This window comes from Bacteroides sp. AF39-16AC (assembly GCF_003602735.1).
Classification (GTDB): Bacteria; Bacteroidota; Bacteroidia; order Bacteroidales; family Bacteroidaceae; genus Bacteroides; species Bacteroides uniformis.
The window spans coordinates 77,466-93,250 of record NZ_QTLN01000002.1; the positions used below are offsets into that span (position 1 = coordinate 77,466).

Sequence of the window (15,785 nt, forward strand, 5' to 3'; positions counted from 1 at the left end):
TCCCTTCGCCATGTGCAGGGCATTACCCTGCTCGGACTACTACGGAAGCTCCGTTGCCATGCCGAATATTCAAGAACGACTTCTATAGCCTTTCGGCGTTTCGGTTTAGGCAATCCCCATTTAGCGGGTGTAATAACAAGCATGACAGACTGTCGGATGCAACGTTCGTCCGTTAATCTGCTTATTGCAGACGTGTCGCAGTCAGTTCTTTGCCCCATACAACCTAAACACTTGCTGGGGTACATGCGATATGGCGTTGGTAACTGCCTTCCGCCACAGCCCTGGTATGTGCCACTGGATTGTTGTTCAACCAGTTCAGGCTTCATCCTCATGTCCGTCTTTCTGTCTTGCCATTCAGTCGCAGCGTGGCAGTTGGCTGACTTATGGCTTCTCCGACATGCTACACTCCCCCTCGGGTTTCCCTCTGGGATAAGTCGGATGACAGTAGGTCTTATTTTCATAGAACTCTAACCTAATCTATTGCTAAATAGATATTTATTACACCGCCTTATGGGCGCACTTGAGATACCATATAATGGCTGCCAGCAGGATAATCGGAGACTCTACAAAGAAATCACCCTGCTTTTCAATCCAGGTGCGGTTTAAGTTGAGCATAATGGTATAGCTTGCTTCGTATGCGTCAGAGATGTCCGTCATGAACTCTGGATTGATGGGATTGCAGCGGTGTGAACGGTGCGGATCATCGAAGTTGATGACGTAGAAATGCGGCTTTACCTTGTATTTGTCCATATTGTGCAACAAGGTATTGTATGCAATGGTGGAAAGGTCATCGAATTTATAATCATAGATATAGACACTGAAGCCCTTGGAAATCATCTGTTTGATGTAGTTGTTCACCACAGCGTATGATTTACCGGAACCCGGTGTTCCCAATACGATGGTCGCACGGAAAGGGTTGACCACGTTGATCCAGCCGTTGTTGAGCTTGCCGCCATACTGGAATCTGGTGGGCAGATTGACCGAATATTCATTCTCCATCAGCCTTGTCTCCTGCATGAAGGATTCGTTTTCCATATTGAACACATCCTCCATCAGGGTATGCCTGTAAAGCCTGCTGATCCACAGTCCTGCCATGAGCAGGCATAGATAACCGGCTGCAAGTGTCACCACATACAGGGCAGTAATCGCTTCGTGTGGAAAAGGCAGGTCAAGCAGCCACCAGTTCATGAAAAATAGAACCGCCCCGGCAGTAAGTACCGCCCATATACGCTGCCAGGTTATTTTCTCACCCTTGACTCCGATGGTACCCATACAGGATATGGCCAGCAGAAGAACCGCCATCAGTTTTGTCCATAGGATACAACCGAATATACCGGTTGTCCTGTCAAAGTTCATCAGTATCCGGTCTATGACATCCAGATTCAGATGCCAGGCGCTCATACTGGGATAGCAGTACACATAAACGTGGACTACCAGAATAAAAATACTGACTGCCCTGCCGAATTCCATAATCTTGGCAAGGGCTCTCAAATCGTCTTCCTGTTGCATAATGATGTAGATGATTGTGGGGGAATCCGTTGTTCCCCCTGTTATTGACTCATTTTGATTGATCAGATACCACGTGATTTGCGCTTCTGCGGTTTCTTTTTCCGTTTCATGCGGCGACGGAACGCTTCTTCCTCGTAATCGACTGCCGGATTTGCCTCAAAGGAGAAGATGCCTGCCGCCTGTTCAAGCGCACTGTTTTCTTCCATACGGTGACCGTACCGTTTCCAAAGTTCCTCCGGACCGGACTGTTGTCTGTCCTGCCAGGGTATTCCTTCCCACCAGTTGACAAGGCCGTTGAATACGTTGGCGGAAAACTCCTTTCCCATACGTGAACCGTTGAACGCCTCACGCCGTTCATGGTCTATGAATGTGACGCCATAGATACGTCCGGTATCGTTCCTTCGGAATACCACATCAATGTGCTCCTGTTTCAGCAGTTCCCTGAATTCCTGTTCCGATTTTGCGTTACGCATGGCCCATACTACCTTGCCGGATATGACCGGCGACCATCTGCCTTCCTTGAAGTCCTGTGTATGCCGTAACATACGTTCGGACAGTCCCGTATTTCCGAAACGCTTGCCGAACCTTGCACTTTTTATTGGAGGGCTGACCACTTTCCCACTATCATCTGTAGCCGAATAGATGATACCCGTATAGGGTGTTCCCATGTAATCGCCCCGAACCTGTCGGGCTTCAATGTTCAGTGTGGAAAGCAGTGCGGAATACTCTCCGAAAGTCTGGAAACGGTAGCTCTCCAGTACGGCCTTCAGTGTGTTTCCTATCTGGTGGCGTATATCCCCCTGTGAGGCATCCACCTTTTTCAGTTCCGCTTTCGGATTCCGTCTTTCCGTATCCGCACTGTTACGCAGTCCGAATTCCTGTTCCAGTTCCCGGCAGGCTGTCATTGAACGGCGGTGTTCATAGGAGTCATTGATTTTCCTTCCTTCATCGTCAATGCATACACTCACGATATGTACGTGCGTGTTGCAGGTATCGCCATGTTTGTACACGATGAACGGCTGGTCACCATATCCCATTTTCTGCATGTATTTCTCTGCCACTTCCGCCAGCCTGTCATTGTCCAACTTATCTTCCGGTGCCGGACTGAGGGCGATATGCAGGACCGGCTTGTCTGTTCTCCTGTTTGCCGTCATATGGTTCTCAAATGAAAGGAGAGCCAGACGCATGTCCTCGCTCGGCAGTCCCGGGCGGTCGGAAATCATCCGATGTCCTGACAGGATTTCCGCCATCCCTTGAAAAACCTTTTCATGGTTATAGGACAGTGCTCCGTAAAGGCTTGCCCCGTGACTTATCTTTGCAACCATTTCTTTTCATATTCTTTAGTTAAGGCCATAATCTGTTTGTTGAGCAGTATCAGTTCCAGGGTAGCCTTTTCAAGTTTGTAAAGCAGGGACATCGCCCTTTTTTCCCCGAAATTTTTCTGTACTGCCCTTACGACCTGATTGTAATTGTTGCCTATTGCCTGGAATTGTCTGTAAAATTCCCCGAGCCGGATGTAATAGTCCATGGAAACCTTATCCACCTTGATTACCTTCAGTTGTTCTGAAAAGATTGATTTCTTAATAAAGATTGTCCTGTCCCTTGCTCCGGATTCCAGAAACAGTTTCTCAAATCTGCTTTTCTCCTGTGCGTTCAGGCGGAAACTGTACTTGTAGTCCGCCGGATCTGTTTTCAGTTTTCTGCCTGTCCTTTTAGCCTGTTTTTTCTCCATGCTTTTCTGCTTTTGGGTTGTTTTGCTTTCTCCGTCAGATTTTCCGACTTTGGAGGAAAATCCCCCGACCGTGAGGGAGGGCAAGTTGGTCTTTGTCGGGCAGAATACTTTCTGTCGGACAAAGACACAACTTGCTCTGTTCGTTTGAACAGAGAATCCACCTCCGGCGGATTGCTGCGCGACGTGAGCGGCGTGCTGCTGTCCGTCGGAAGATGTTCCAAGCCATTTTTTAGTTCTGACTTTGCAAAATTATGACCGTGTAAACAGTTGTGAAATAGAGGATTGTATGACATATAAAGACGTCTGATGACATCTGATGTCATGGTGCAGGCTACATATTACCTGTATGCTTGAAAGACCTTATTTTTGACGCGATTTAAGCGTGCAATATTGCAATAACATAATGACATAATAACATAATAACATGGCAACATAGTATTGCAATAACATAAGGACATAATAACATAATAACATAATAACATAACAACATAGTATTGCAATAACATAAGGACATAATAACATGGCAACAATAGTATCACAATAGCGTAATGCCATTATAAGATTAGTGAAAGAAAAAGTGAATATTAACCCCAAAAACAAAAGGTATGAACAAACGTCCGATTCTTGTCGCCTTCAGCAATCAGAAAGGCGGTGTGGGCAAGTCCACGGTAACAGCGGTTCTTGCCAGTTATTTTAATTATGTAAAAGGTCTGAAAGTTGCTGTCGTTGACTGTGACTATCCCCAGTTCAGTCTGGAAAAACTAAGGGGAAGGGATTTGAAGAACCTTGAGAAAAGCGAGTATCACCAGCGACTTTTCTGCCGTCAGTTTGAAGACGGTTCCCGTAAGGCCTATCCGATCGTCACTTCCACGCCGGAGGCAGCCGCAGAGATTCCCGGCAAGCTGGAAGGTGATTATGACCTGATATTCTTCGATCTTCCCGGAACGGTGAACTCCCGTGGTGTATTCGAGTCCGTCATGAACATGGATTTTATCTTTACTCCCATTGTAAAGGACCGTATGGTCATGCAGAGCAGCCTTTCCTTTGTATCGACCGTTCAGGATTTTATTGGACAGCATCCGGAAGCTCCCCTGAAGGACATACGTTTATTCTGGAACCGTATGGACAGCCGTACTTCAAAAGAACTGTATGTAATGTATAATGCAATAGTGCTCCGTATGGGGTTGAAGGTCTTTGAAACCGTACTTCCGGATCTTGAACGCTTCAACAAGGAAATGACACCCTCTTCCAGACAGCATTTCCGCTGCACCCTTCTTCCTCCTTCCGAATCACTACTGAAAGACAGCCGTCTTGAGGCTTTTGCCCAGGAGATGGAACGTATCATATTTCCGGGATAAGAACTATGGCAAAGAAAAGAGAGATATTCAAGGTGGATGAGGATGCCTTGAAGGACATGATGGCCAGTGAATCCATTTCCTGTGGTAAATCTGGAGCAGATGTCGGCGAGAATGTTCTTCCTGTCACAGAAAAGGAAAAAAATGTGCCGGAAGTAAAGACACAGGGACAGGAAAAGTCCCGCAAGACGATTCGCGCTGACCCCGGACTGGAAGAGAAGGTGGAAATGTATAAGGAACTGTTTCTGGACAGAAAGAAGTCCGTACACAGAAAGCAGACCTATATCAGCTATGACATGTATTGCAGGCTGGCCCGTATCCTTCCCCTTCTGAGTGATGACATGAGTGTGCCCGCTTTTTTGGATAATGTGCTGGCACACCATCTTGAGACTTACAGTGAAGAGCTTGGCGAGCTGTTTCGCCGAAAAACCCCAAAAACATTCTGAAAATGATGTGGATTGTATTGACTGTTGCCGTATTGGTTTGCGGTCTGCTGTTATGTTGCGTTTATTTACTGTTCAATAAGATTTGTTCACTGAAAAGACAGGTCAGAGAGTTGAATGAGAAAATAGGAATAGCGAACTGTTTTCCCGAATATAGCCGTGTCTATCTGAACGACGCTCCAGTCGGGAAAGGACGCCAGATTCGTATCCGTTGCGGTTTGTATAACAAGGCAAGCCGCCTTATTCCGTTTATGGCTCCCGGCATGAGTGTTTCAGTCTATGTGAGCAATATCGTGGAGGAGCACTTGAAACGCCACAGAGAATTGCTGAAGAATGAACTTGAATGTTTTCTCTATAAGGATTCTTTATGGAAGAACTGATATACTTCTGTGTACGGATTGTCTGTATAGGCTATTTGCTGTACAGCGTGTATGGCTGGAGAAGGCGTATCGAAACTGTTTGTACCCTGCTTTATGGGAAACCTTGCGTGAAGAAGGAAAAGAAAGAAGCTGCCGGAACGGAATCTGCGGTTTCAGATGCAGAAGTGATGGGAAGTACCCGTTATGTCTATCTGGACGAAAATGCCGGAAAGACTGCCGCTCCCTTCATGAGCCAGCCACTTGAAAGGAATTTTATCGGTGAGGAGGAGGATGTGCAGCAGGAAGATGTGGAATGCAACCTTCAGCTGGATAAGATGAAACTCCTGCAGGAAGTCCAGGAAGACCTTGATGCGGAGTCTCCCGAAGTGGAATCCGTATCACCTGTTCTGTCCAGCAGGGACATGGAAGTACTCGGCGAATATCTGACACATCAGGATGAAGCCGACCATGAGAAGGCCATGCAGGCAGCCCGTGTCCTGTTCTCCATCAGGCAGACCAGCCTGATTGATGTGTTCCTTTCCAATATGGAGAATTCCGCGATTGTAGAGGAACTGATAGACAGGTATCTTGATGAGGACGGCAATCCCAAACCGCTTAAAGTAAAGGATGGGAATGAACCGTCTGACAACTGGCGGAAATATATCTGACACCGATATATTCAGGCATCCCGGAAATCTTTTCGGGATGCTTTTTTTATGTCTGTAAGGCTTCCTGAATGACATCTGATGACATCCGGTGACACCTGATGACAGTGTTGTATCACAGCGGTTTAAGCCTTATATATTTGCAGTCGAATTCAACATTTATGTCAAACCCCAAAATGATTCGACAATGAAGAGAAGAATCCTATTTTCAGTATTGTGTGTGCTGGCAGCGGCAGGTGCCTTCGCACAGGGACAGGGTCTTGCCGGCATCAATGAGGCTACCAGCCTTATGACTTCGTATTTCGATCCGGCCACCAAATTGTGTTATGCCATTGGAGCCGTACTCGGTCTGGTCGGCGGTATCAAGACGTATGGTAAGTTCAGCAGCGGCGATCCCGATACGTCCAAGACTGCGGCGAGCTGGTTCTTCGCCTGCATCTTCCTGATTGTGGCCGCCACCATTCTCCGTTCCTTCTTCCTGTAAGCCATGGATTACCGTATCAACAAAGGAGCAGGCCGTCCGATTGAGTTCAAGGGCTTGAAATCACAGTACCTGTTCTTTTTTGCCGGAGGCCTTGTATCGGTCTTTCTTGCGGTGGTTGTCTTGTATATGGCCGGTGTCAGCCAGCTGGTATGCCTGTCTTTCGGAGCGGTATCCGGTTCCCTGGCCGTATGGCTGACCTTCCGCATGAATGCCCGCTACGGTGAGCACGGGCTGATGAAGATGCTGGCCGAGAAACGCCATCCGCGCTATCTGTCAGCCCGTCGCAGAATATTCAGAGCATTAACCAAAAAGAAGAGAAAGAAATGAGAAGTGTATTGAAGGCCTGTGATCTGGAAGACAGATTCCCGATTCTGGCCGTGGAAAACAACTGCATCGTAAGCAAGGATGCGGACATTACGGTAGCCTTCGAGGTTGAGCTGCCTGAACTGTACACGGTGACGGCGACGGAATACGAAGCCATTCACGGTACCTGGGTAAAGGCCATGAAGGTGCTTCCCAATTATTCGGTCGTGTACAAGCAGGACTGGTTTGTCAAGGAAAACTACCGGAGCGAAGGAGACGGGACGGAAAGTTTCCTGTCCCGCAGCTATGAGCGTCATTTCAACGAACGCCCGTATCTCAGGCACCGCTGCTTCCTGTACCTGACAAAGACTTCACGCGAACGTGCCCGCCGCCGCAGTGATTTCAGTACCCTGTGCCGTGGCTATATCCTTCCCAAGGAAATCACGGACTGGGACTCGGTCGTGAAATTTCTGGAAGCGGTGGAGCAGTTCGAGCGTATCATGAACGATTCGGGGCATGTCAGGATGAAGCGTCTCAGAACTGAAGAGGTGGTCGGAACGGAAGAATGTCCCGGTCTGATTGAAAGATACCTGACTCTCGGTATGGAGGACACGCACCCCGTGTTACAGGATATCTGCCTTGATCCGGAACGTATGCGCATCGGTGACAAACGTCTTTGCCTGCATGTGCTTTCCGATACGGAAGACCTTCCCGGCAGTGTGGGCACGGACATGCGCTATGAGCGCTTGTCCACGGACCGTAGCGACTGCCGTCTTTCGTTTGCGGCTCCGGTAGGACTTCTGCTTTCATGCAACCATGTCTATTCGCAGTACGTGTTTATCGATGACGCCCAGGAAATCCTGCAACGCATGGAAAAGACTTCACGCAACATGCTGTCCTTGTCGAAATACAGCCGCAGCAATGCCGTGAACTATGAATGGGTAGAAATGTATCTTGACGAGGCGCATACGAAAGGGCTTGTTCCGGTACGGTGCCACTGTAACGTACTGGCCTGGGCGGAAGACGAGGAAGAGCTCAGGCGTATCAAGAACGATACCGGCAGCCAGCTTGCCCTGATGGGATGCGTACCCCATTACAACACGATAGATACCCCGGTGTTGTACTGGTCTGGTATTCCCGGCAATGCGGGCGATTTTCCGGCTGAGGAAAGTTTCTATACCTTTCTGGAACAGGCTGTCTGCCTGTTTGCTTCGGAAACGAATTACCGCAGTTCGCCCAGCCCGTTCGGTATCCGTATGACGGACAGGCAGAGCGGCGTACCGCTTCATCTGGACATCAGTGACCTGCCCATGCGCAAGGGAATCATCACCAACCGCAACAAGTTCATACTCGGTCCCTCCGGCAGCGGTAAATCTTTCTTTACGAACCACCTTGTCCGCCAGTATTATGAACAGGGTACCCATATCCTGCTGGTGGATACCGGAAACAGCTATCAGGGACTTTGCAGCCTGATTCATGACCGGACACATGGCGATGACGGTATCTATATCACCTATGAGGAGGACAATCCCATCGCCTTCAATCCGTTCTATACGGATTCCGGGGAATTTGACGTGGAAAAGCGTGAAAGCATCAAGACACTGATACTCACACTCTGGAAACGTGAGGATGAAGCCCCAAGGCGTTCGGAAGAGGTGGCCCTTTCGGGAGCGGTGAACGCATACATCCGCAGGATAACGGAAAACAGGGATGTCAGACCCGATTTCAACGGATTCTACGAGTTTGTGCGTGATGACTACCGCCGGATGATTGAGGAGAAGAAAGTCCGTGAGAAGGATTTTGACATCGACGGTTTCCTGAACGTGCTGGAACCGTTCTACCGTGGCGGTGACTATGATTTCCTGCTTAATTCGGAAAAGGAACTGGATCTTACCAACAAGCGCTTTATTGTATTTGAGTTGGACAATATCAGCGGGAACAAGGTGCTTCTGCCCGTGGTCACGCTGATAATCATGGAAACCTTCATCGCCAAGATGCGCCGTTTGAAAGGCATCCGCAAAATGATACTCATTGAGGAATGCTGGAAAGCCCTGATGTCCGCCAATATGAGCGAGTACATACGCTATCTTTTCAAGACCGTCAGAAAATATTTCGGGGAGGCTGTCGTGGTCACCCAGGAAGTGGATGACATCATCAGTTCCCCTGTCGTGAAGGAAGCTATCATCAACAACAGTGACTGTAAGATTCTTCTTGACCAGCGGAAATACATGAACAAGTTCGACCATATCCAGCGGCTTCTCGGACTGACCGACAAGGAACGCGGACAGATCCTGTCCATTAACCAGGCCAACCATCCCGGACGTTTCTACCGTGAGGTCTGGATCGGTCTTGGCGGTACCCACTCGGCCGTGTATGCCACGGAAGTCAGCGATGAGGAATATGCCGTATATACCACGGAAGAGTCGGAAAAGCTGGAATTGCAGAAGCTTGCCAAGGAACTGGGCGGAAATCTGGAACTGGCCGTGAAACGCATTGCGGAAATGAGAAGGGAAAGGAAAAGGTCAAACGGTAAAGCATGACGGTTATGAATGACAGTTTTGAATCGGATGAAAGAAAGCGTAAGGAGACAATCGAATGTCTCTACTGGTCCCTGATGAACGGATGGGACATACCGAAGGATATCCGTGAACATTACGGATTTTCAGAGGACTATGAACTGTACCACCGGCTTGAAAGTATGGAACCGGAAGATTACAGGGAAAGAAGGCTCAGAGGCGAGATACCTGATGCCGTAGAGGTCGATGTAAGACTGACACATGCTGTGGAGAAGGTCTTCGAGCGGCTTTGTTCCCCTCCTCCCGTACAGTATCTTGACAAGCTGTACGGGGAACTGGAAAAGCTGGGAGGTTTCATCGCCAACCCGAAGAATATTGACAGCCCTTTCATTAATTCCTGTTTTCTCATGAAATACGGCATTGACCGGAATTCCCCGGATGAAATCAGGCGGCAACAGTCAGAAAAGGCATATAAAGAACTTTATGCCAGGTTTGAAACCATGGTCGGCCTGAAGTCCCCAAACAAAAAGGACGACAACGCTATCCGCAAGGAATGCCGGCAGCCAGCCTGTAAAGAAAGGCTGTCCGGAAAAGCCCGCATCCCGGTCAGTCCGAAGCCAAAAAGACGCAAGATGGGACTTTGAGAGATTCAGTAAAACAAGAACAACATCATTAAAAAAGACAAGACATGAAAAACAGACAGTTGTACAGACTGGCCGCCTGCCTGATCGGGGCGGCATCACTGCTGCTACAGAGCTGCAGTGAGAGCAGGTTTAAGGACTGTGACCGCCTGTGCGGTTCATGGAGCAGTGTGGAAGGCAAGCCCGATGTCCTTATATATAAGGAAGGGGACGCCTACAAGGTGACGGTCTTCGCCCGCAGCGGAAAGACACGGAAGCTGAAGCCGGAAACCTATCTGCTGGTGGAAGAAAACGGTAACCTGTTCATCAATACCGGCTACCGCATAGACATCGCCTACAATGAGGCGGCTGACGTATTGACCTTTTCTCCGAACGGTGACTATGTAAGGAAGGAGGTACGTCCATGAGAAAAAGACTGCTGCTGCTTTGTGCAGGAACCTTTTTCCTTGCCGGACAGATACGGGCACAGTGGGTGGTGACCGATCCGGGGAACCTTGCCCAGAGTATCATCAACATGTCGGACAATATCGTGCATACCTCTTCAACCGCGACAAGTACCGCCCAGAATTTTGCGGAGACGGTGAAGATATACCAGCAGTACAAGAAATACTATGATGCCCTGAAGTCCGTCAACAATCTGGTGAAGGATGCCCGTAAGGTCAGTGAGATTATCCTGATGGTCGGTGACGTGTCGGAAATCTACGTGACCAATTTCCAGAAGATGCTGGGTGACGAGAACTTTTCTCCCGAAGAGCTGGATGCAATCGCTTTCGGTTATACCAAACTTCTGGAAGAGAGCAACGGGGTGTTGCAGGATCTCAGGCAGGTAATCAACGTCAGCACCCTTTCCATGACCGACAAGGACCGTATGGACGTGGTGGATGACTGTTATGCCAGTATGCGCCGTTACCGCAATCTCGTGAATTACTATACGAACAGGAATATAGCCGTGAGTTTTCTGCGTGCCCGCAAGAAGAATGACCTTGACCGTGTCCTGAAGCTCTATGGCAATGACACCTCCAAATACTGGTAGCCTATGGTATTGTTATCCGTGGATTTCTCGAATCTCCATACCATTCTGGAGAGCCTTTACAATGAAATGATGCCCCTTTGTGAGGATATGCTGGATGTAGCCAAGGGACTTGCCGGACTCGGTGCCCTGTTCTATGTGGCCGTCCGTGTCTGGCAGTCGCTTGCCCGTGCCGAACCGATAGACGTGTATCCGCTTCTGCGCCCGTTTGCGATAGGCATCTGCATCATGCTTTTCCCGACTCTGGTACTCGGAACGATGAATACGGTGCTGAGTCCGATTGTGCAGGGAACCCACAAGATGCTTGAGGGGCAGACGATGGACATGCAGCAGTACCGTGAGCAGAAGGACAGGCTGGAACGTGAAGCCATGCTCCGCAATCCGGAAACGGCCTATCTGGTCAGCGATGAGGAGTTTGACCGTCAGCTGGACGAGCTCGGATGGTCGCCCGATGCCATGGCAACCCGCATGGGCATGTATATGGAAGTGGGCATGTACAATCTGGAAAAGAATATCCGTGACGCCTTCCGCAGTCTGCTGGAACTGCTTTTTGCCGCGGCATCCCTGCTTATAGATACGGTAAGGACCTTTTTTCTGGTTGTATTGTCCATCCTTGGTCCCATTGCCTTTGCCTTCAGCGTGTGGGACGGTTTCCAGTCCACGCTCAGCCAGTGGTTCACACGTTACATTTCCGTCTATCTGTGGCTTCCCGTGAGTGACCTTTTCAGCTGTATGCTGGCCAAGATTCAGGTACTTATGCTGCAGAACGACATCCTGGAGCTCCAGAACAATCCGAACTATTCGCTTGACAACTCCAATTCGGTATATGTGATCTTCATGCTGATAGGTATCATCGGATATTTTACCGTGCCGACCGTGGCCGGATGGATTGTGCAGGCAGGCGGTGGCGGAAACTACAACCGAAACATCAACCGTACTGCGACCAAGGCCGGAGGATTTGCAGCCGGTGCCGCAGGTTCCGGACTGGGAAATATCGGAGGGCGTCTGCGTGGAAAATAAACAGAACAGGAACATAAAAATCATGAAAACAGATGGAATTCAAATCACTGACCAATATCGAAAGCAGCTTCAGACGGATACGCCTGATGCTTGCGGTCTTTGTCGGATGCTGCACGCTCGTGACCGTGTTTGCCCTGTGGAACTCATACCGCTTTGCGGAGAAACAGCGTGAGAAAATTTATGTACTCGATGGCGGCAAGTCACTGATGCTTGCCCTTTCGCAGGATCTTTCACAGAACCGTCCGGCTGAAGCCAGGGAGCATGTAAGAAGGTTCCATGAGCTCTTTTTCGGGCTGTCGCCACAGAAGGATGCCATTGAGCACAATATCAACCGTGCCTTGCAGCTGGCGGACAAAAGCGCCTATCATTACTATGTGGATTTTGCAGAGAAAGGATATTACAACCGTCTCATTTCCGGCAACATCAACCAGGTGGTACGGGTGGACAGCGTGGTCTGCGACTTTTCCGGCTACCCCTACAGGGCCAGGACGTATGCCCGCCAGATGATTATCCGTGAGAGTAACGTGACGGAACGTTCGCTGGTGACTGACTGCCAGCTTCAGAATACCTCCCGTTCCGATGACAACCCCAACGGCTTTATCATCGAACATCTGACCATACTGGAAAACAAGGACATAAGGAGCGTAGAGCGATGAAAAGGAACCTGACGAGACAGGCGGACCTTCAACTCAGGAGGTTCTGCCACAGACTTACCGTTAAACAGCGCAAGGCCGTTCTCTGGATACTGTTTGTCCCGTTTACAGCCGCATGTGTCTATACGGCATGCAGACCGTTTATAGGCAGTAAGAACCGGGAGTCCGGAATGGAATTTATGGAAAAGGATTCACTCCGTATGGAGTTCATTCAATCTATTGTAAGAAATGGAGAAAGAAAAAGTCAAGAAAGTAATGGAACGGCTGGTGAAACCGTTCAGGCTCCGGTCTTCAAAGGACAGGAAGCCGCTGAGTGAGGAACAGAAACGCAAACGCGCCGGATTTGTGGTGTATCCGCTGATGTTCCTGCTGTGTCTGGGAAGTTTCTATCTGATATTCTCACCTTCCGGTCAGGAACGGGAGCGGCAGGATAAAGGACAGGGATTCAATACGGAAATCCCTTCTCCCGAGGACAGCCGCCTGGAAGGAAACAAGAAGGATGCCTATGAAAAGGCTCTGATGGAACAGGAAAGCAGGAAAAGGAAGACATTCTTTGAAGCTGCGGAGTCCATGTTTGCCAAAGAGGAACGGAAAGACAGTGTCCGTCTTCCCGATAACATTCCACCGGAGAGGCAAACAAACACGGAAACGGAAACAGAAAAAGGAAATGCCGGACCGGTCAGTTCCTCGGCCGGAGCCTACCGTGAGATGAACCGTACGCTGGGAAGCATCTATGAACCGCGGACCGATCCGGAAAAGGAAAGGCTTCTGGAAAGGATTGAGGAACTGGAGTGTATGCAGCAACAGCAGCAGAAACAGGAGCCACTGTCAGGCATGGAGGAAAAGATGGCCCTGATGGAAAAATCATACGAACTGGCCGCCAAATACAATAACCGTCAGGCAGTGGAGACTCCTTCTCCCGTCAGAAAAGCGGAGGACAAAAAAGCCATACCGGTGAAACAGGTTCACAATGAGGTGGTATCCTCGCTTTCCAGACCTATGAGCGACGAAGAGTTCATATCCGCCTTTTCGGGAGAACGCAATGCCGGTTTCAATACGGCTGTCGGCCGGAAGACAGTAACGGAAGGCAATACCATTGCTGCCTGTGTACACGGAACACAGACCGTATCCGACGGACAGGCCTTGCGCCTGCGGCTTACCGAGCCCATGTCCGTTGCCGGACGTTTCATACCGAAAGGGACCGTACTGGTAGGTGGCACACGCATACAGGGTGAACGGCTGGAAATCGTGGTCAATGCCGTGGAATACAAGGGAACTATCCTGCCGGTGGAGCTGGAAGTCTATGATCTGGACGGACAGCAGGGAATCCTGGTGCCGGGTTCACTGGAATATGACGCTGCCAGGGAGATTGCCGCCAACATGGGAACCTCGATGAACAGTAGCATCAACATTTCCACCGATGCCGGGGCACAGATTGCCTCCGATCTGGGAAAAGGTGTGATACAGGGCGTTTCCCAGTACATATCCAAACGGATGCGTACGGTAAAGATTACTTTGAAGGCCGGACACCGGGTACTGCTCCATTCACCGGAGAAATGAAATACAGGAAACTATGAAAGAAAAGACAACCATTAAACAAAAACACATGAAGAAGATTCTGATGATGTTTGCCCTTTTACTGGGCGTATCGGCTGCCTGGGCGCAGCAGAGTAGCGGTGATTATTATGAGGGCCTGACCCGCAAGATCGGTTTCAGCCAGATGATTCCGCCGCACGGACTGGAAATAACGTATGACAAGACCGTCCATGTCATTTTCCCTGCTCCGGTCAAGTATGTGGATCTTGGTTCTACAAACCTGATAGCCGGCAAGGCCGACGGTGCCGAGAATGTAATCCGAGTAAAGGCCACGACACGCAATTTCAGGGAGGAGACCAATATGTCTGTAATAACCGAAGACGGGAACTTCTATACCTTCAACGTGAAGTATGCCGATGAACCGCTGTTGCTGAATGTGGAGATGTGTGATTTCATCCATGACGGAGAATCGGTGAACCGTCCCAACAATGCCATGGAAATCTATCTGACCGAGCTGGATAACGAGTCACCCCGTCTGGTACGTCTTATCATGAAATCCGTGTATGAGAATGACAAGCGCCGTATCCGTCATATCGGCTGCAAGCGTTTCGGTATCCAGTATCTGCTCAAAGGGCTGTACACCCATAATGACCTGCTTTATTTCCATACCCAGGTAAAGAACTCCTCGAATGTGCCCTTTGACGTGGATTTCATTACGTTCAAGGTGGTGGACAAAAAGGTGATGAAGCGTACGGCCATGCAGGAGCAGGTGATTTATCCGCTGCGTGCCTATAATTATGTGACACGTGTAAACGGCAGGGATTCGGAATGCACGGTATTCGCCCTTCCCAAGTTTACGATACCGGACGACAAGAAACTGGTTGTGGAGATGTATGAGAAACAGGGCGGCCGTCACCAGAGTTTTGAAGTGGTCAACGAAGACCTGGTGCGTGCGGAAACCATCAATGAGCTGAAGATACGATGAGAACGAAAGTATTGTATATGCTGGCATTGCTGCTTGTCCTTTCCGTGGGACAGGCAGACGCCCAGCGGATTCTGCCAAGGATGCAGGGTGTGGAAATGCGTGGAGGTATGGCTTCCGATAACGGATACTATATGGGAATGACACTTTCAAGCTATGCCAAAGGCGGGAACAAATGGGTATATGGAGCGGAATACCTGCACATGAAACACGGTTACCGTCATGTGACCATCCCTTCGGCGCAGTTTACGGCAGAAGGCGGATATTACCTGAATTTCTTTTCCGATGCGGGAAAAGTGTTCTTCCTCAATCTGGGAGGATCGGCACTGGCCGGATATGAGACGGTAAATTGGTCTGATAAAATACTCTATGACGGAGCCACCCTGAAAAACGGCGATGCCTTTGTGTACGGCTGGCCCTGACGCTGGAGATGGAACTGTACCTTGCCGACCGTGTGGCATTGACGGCTTCCTTGCGTGAGCGTTTCCTGTGGGGCGGAAGTCTCGGACATTGCCATACCCAGTATGGAATCGGCATCCGTTTTATGATAAATTAGT

The 15,785-nt window shown here is 49.5% G+C and carries 18 protein-coding genes and 2 pseudogenes; 16 read left to right on the plus strand and 4 right to left on the minus strand.

The window, feature by feature from the left end; genetic code table 11:
• Window positions 1–250: 250 nt before the first annotated feature.
• Window positions 251–433 (plus strand): hypothetical protein, encoded by a 183-nt coding sequence (locus tag DW039_RS20850; protein WP_165356980.1) that lies wholly within the window; start codon window positions 251–253, stop codon window positions 431–433.
• An 86-nt stretch (window positions 434–519) separates the two neighbouring features.
• Here DW039_RS20850 and DW039_RS02420 read toward each other — a convergent pair.
• The 4 genes and pseudogenes from DW039_RS02420 to DW039_RS20855 form a co-directional block, all read right to left on the minus strand.
• Window positions 520–1,509: pseudogene (locus DW039_RS02420) on the minus strand (YWFCY domain-containing protein); the annotation flags it as partial.
• A gap of 62 nt (window positions 1,510–1,571) precedes the next feature.
• Entirely contained in the window at window positions 1,572–2,834 is a 1,263-nt protein-coding gene (gene mobB / locus DW039_RS02425) for a conjugal transfer protein MobB (protein ID WP_120381661.1), read from the minus strand.
• On the minus strand, window positions 2,819–3,241 hold the full coding sequence (mobA, locus tag DW039_RS02430; protein WP_207810765.1) for a conjugal transfer protein MobA: 423 nt from the start codon (window positions 3,239–3,241) through the stop codon (window positions 2,819–2,821). The genes mobB and mobA overlap by 16 nt, the downstream gene beginning before the upstream one ends.
• A gap of 34 nt (window positions 3,242–3,275) precedes the next feature.
• Entirely contained in the window at window positions 3,276–3,467 is a 192-nt protein-coding gene (locus DW039_RS20855) for a hypothetical protein (RefSeq protein ID WP_165853091.1), read from the minus strand.
• Between the two features lie 379 nt (window positions 3,468–3,846).
• On the opposite strand from DW039_RS20855, the gene DW039_RS02440 reads away from it, so the two are divergent.
• The 15 genes and pseudogenes from DW039_RS02440 to DW039_RS02515 all read left to right on the plus strand — a co-directional run bounded on the left by DW039_RS02440 (window position 3,847) and on the right by DW039_RS02515 (window position 15,784).
• Window positions 3,847–4,599, plus strand: a complete 753-nt coding sequence (locus tag DW039_RS02440; protein ID WP_005776850.1) for a ParA family protein — start codon at window positions 3,847–3,849, stop codon at window positions 4,597–4,599.
• 5 nt (window positions 4,600–4,604) lie between these two features.
• Window positions 4,605–5,042: a DUF3408 domain-containing protein gene (locus DW039_RS02445; protein WP_004326325.1), complete on the plus strand. Its 438-nt coding sequence runs from the start codon at window positions 4,605–4,607 to the stop codon at window positions 5,040–5,042.
• Between the two features lie 2 nt (window positions 5,043–5,044).
• Entirely contained in the window at window positions 5,045–5,419 is a 375-nt protein-coding gene (locus DW039_RS02450) for a DUF3408 domain-containing protein (RefSeq protein WP_120381663.1), read from the plus strand.
• Window positions 5,407–6,066 carry a DUF4122 family protein gene (locus DW039_RS02455; RefSeq protein WP_120381664.1) on the plus strand — a complete coding sequence of 220 codons (660 nt, stop codon included), beginning with the start codon at window positions 5,407–5,409 and terminating at the stop codon, window positions 6,064–6,066. The genes DW039_RS02450 and DW039_RS02455 overlap by 13 nt, the downstream gene beginning before the upstream one ends.
• A 184-nt stretch (window positions 6,067–6,250) precedes the next feature.
• On the plus strand, window positions 6,251–6,547 hold the full coding sequence (locus DW039_RS02460; protein ID WP_007843736.1) for a DUF4134 domain-containing protein: 297 nt from the start codon (window positions 6,251–6,253) through the stop codon (window positions 6,545–6,547).
• 3 nt (window positions 6,548–6,550) lie between these two features.
• On the plus strand, window positions 6,551–6,874 hold the full coding sequence (locus tag DW039_RS02465; protein ID WP_004326321.1) for a DUF4133 domain-containing protein: 324 nt from the start codon (window positions 6,551–6,553) through the stop codon (window positions 6,872–6,874).
• Window positions 6,871–9,390, plus strand: a complete 2,520-nt coding sequence (locus tag DW039_RS02470; protein ID WP_120381665.1) for a TraG family conjugative transposon ATPase — start codon at window positions 6,871–6,873, stop codon at window positions 9,388–9,390. The genes DW039_RS02465 and DW039_RS02470 overlap by 4 nt, the downstream gene beginning before the upstream one ends.
• A gap of 5 nt (window positions 9,391–9,395) precedes the next feature.
• Window positions 9,396–10,010, plus strand: coding sequence for a hypothetical protein (locus tag DW039_RS02475; RefSeq protein WP_207810767.1), 615 nt, complete (start codon window positions 9,396–9,398; stop codon window positions 10,008–10,010).
• A gap of 44 nt (window positions 10,011–10,054) precedes the next feature.
• Complete coding sequence (locus DW039_RS02480) at window positions 10,055–10,414, plus strand: DUF3876 domain-containing protein (RefSeq protein ID WP_004294975.1); 360 nt, start codon at window positions 10,055–10,057, stop codon at window positions 10,412–10,414.
• Window positions 10,411–11,040 (plus strand): DUF4141 domain-containing protein, encoded by a 630-nt coding sequence (locus DW039_RS02485; RefSeq protein WP_008152252.1) that lies wholly within the window; start codon window positions 10,411–10,413, stop codon window positions 11,038–11,040. The genes DW039_RS02480 and DW039_RS02485 overlap by 4 nt, the downstream gene beginning before the upstream one ends.
• A 3-nt stretch (window positions 11,041–11,043) precedes the next feature.
• Window positions 11,044–12,057, plus strand: coding sequence for a conjugative transposon protein TraJ (gene traJ / locus DW039_RS02490; protein WP_120381667.1), 1,014 nt, complete (start codon window positions 11,044–11,046; stop codon window positions 12,055–12,057).
• Between the two features lie 32 nt (window positions 12,058–12,089).
• On the plus strand, window positions 12,090–12,713 hold the full coding sequence (gene traK, locus DW039_RS02495) for a conjugative transposon protein TraK (RefSeq protein WP_004326315.1): 624 nt from the start codon (window positions 12,090–12,092) through the stop codon (window positions 12,711–12,713).
• A gap of 225 nt (window positions 12,714–12,938) precedes the next feature.
• Window positions 12,939–14,270 carry a conjugative transposon protein TraM gene (gene traM, locus DW039_RS02505; protein ID WP_371682732.1) on the plus strand — a complete coding sequence of 444 codons (1,332 nt, stop codon included), beginning with the start codon at window positions 12,939–12,941 and terminating at the stop codon, window positions 14,268–14,270.
• A gap of 46 nt (window positions 14,271–14,316) precedes the next feature.
• Window positions 14,317–15,231, plus strand: a complete 915-nt coding sequence (gene traN / locus DW039_RS02510; protein ID WP_120381720.1) for a conjugative transposon protein TraN — start codon at window positions 14,317–14,319, stop codon at window positions 15,229–15,231.
• Window positions 15,228–15,784 (plus strand): annotated as a pseudogene (locus DW039_RS02515) (conjugal transfer protein TraO). Before traN ends, DW039_RS02515 begins: the two are co-directional and overlap by 4 nt.
• The last annotated feature ends 1 nt before the right edge of the window (window position 15,785 follow it).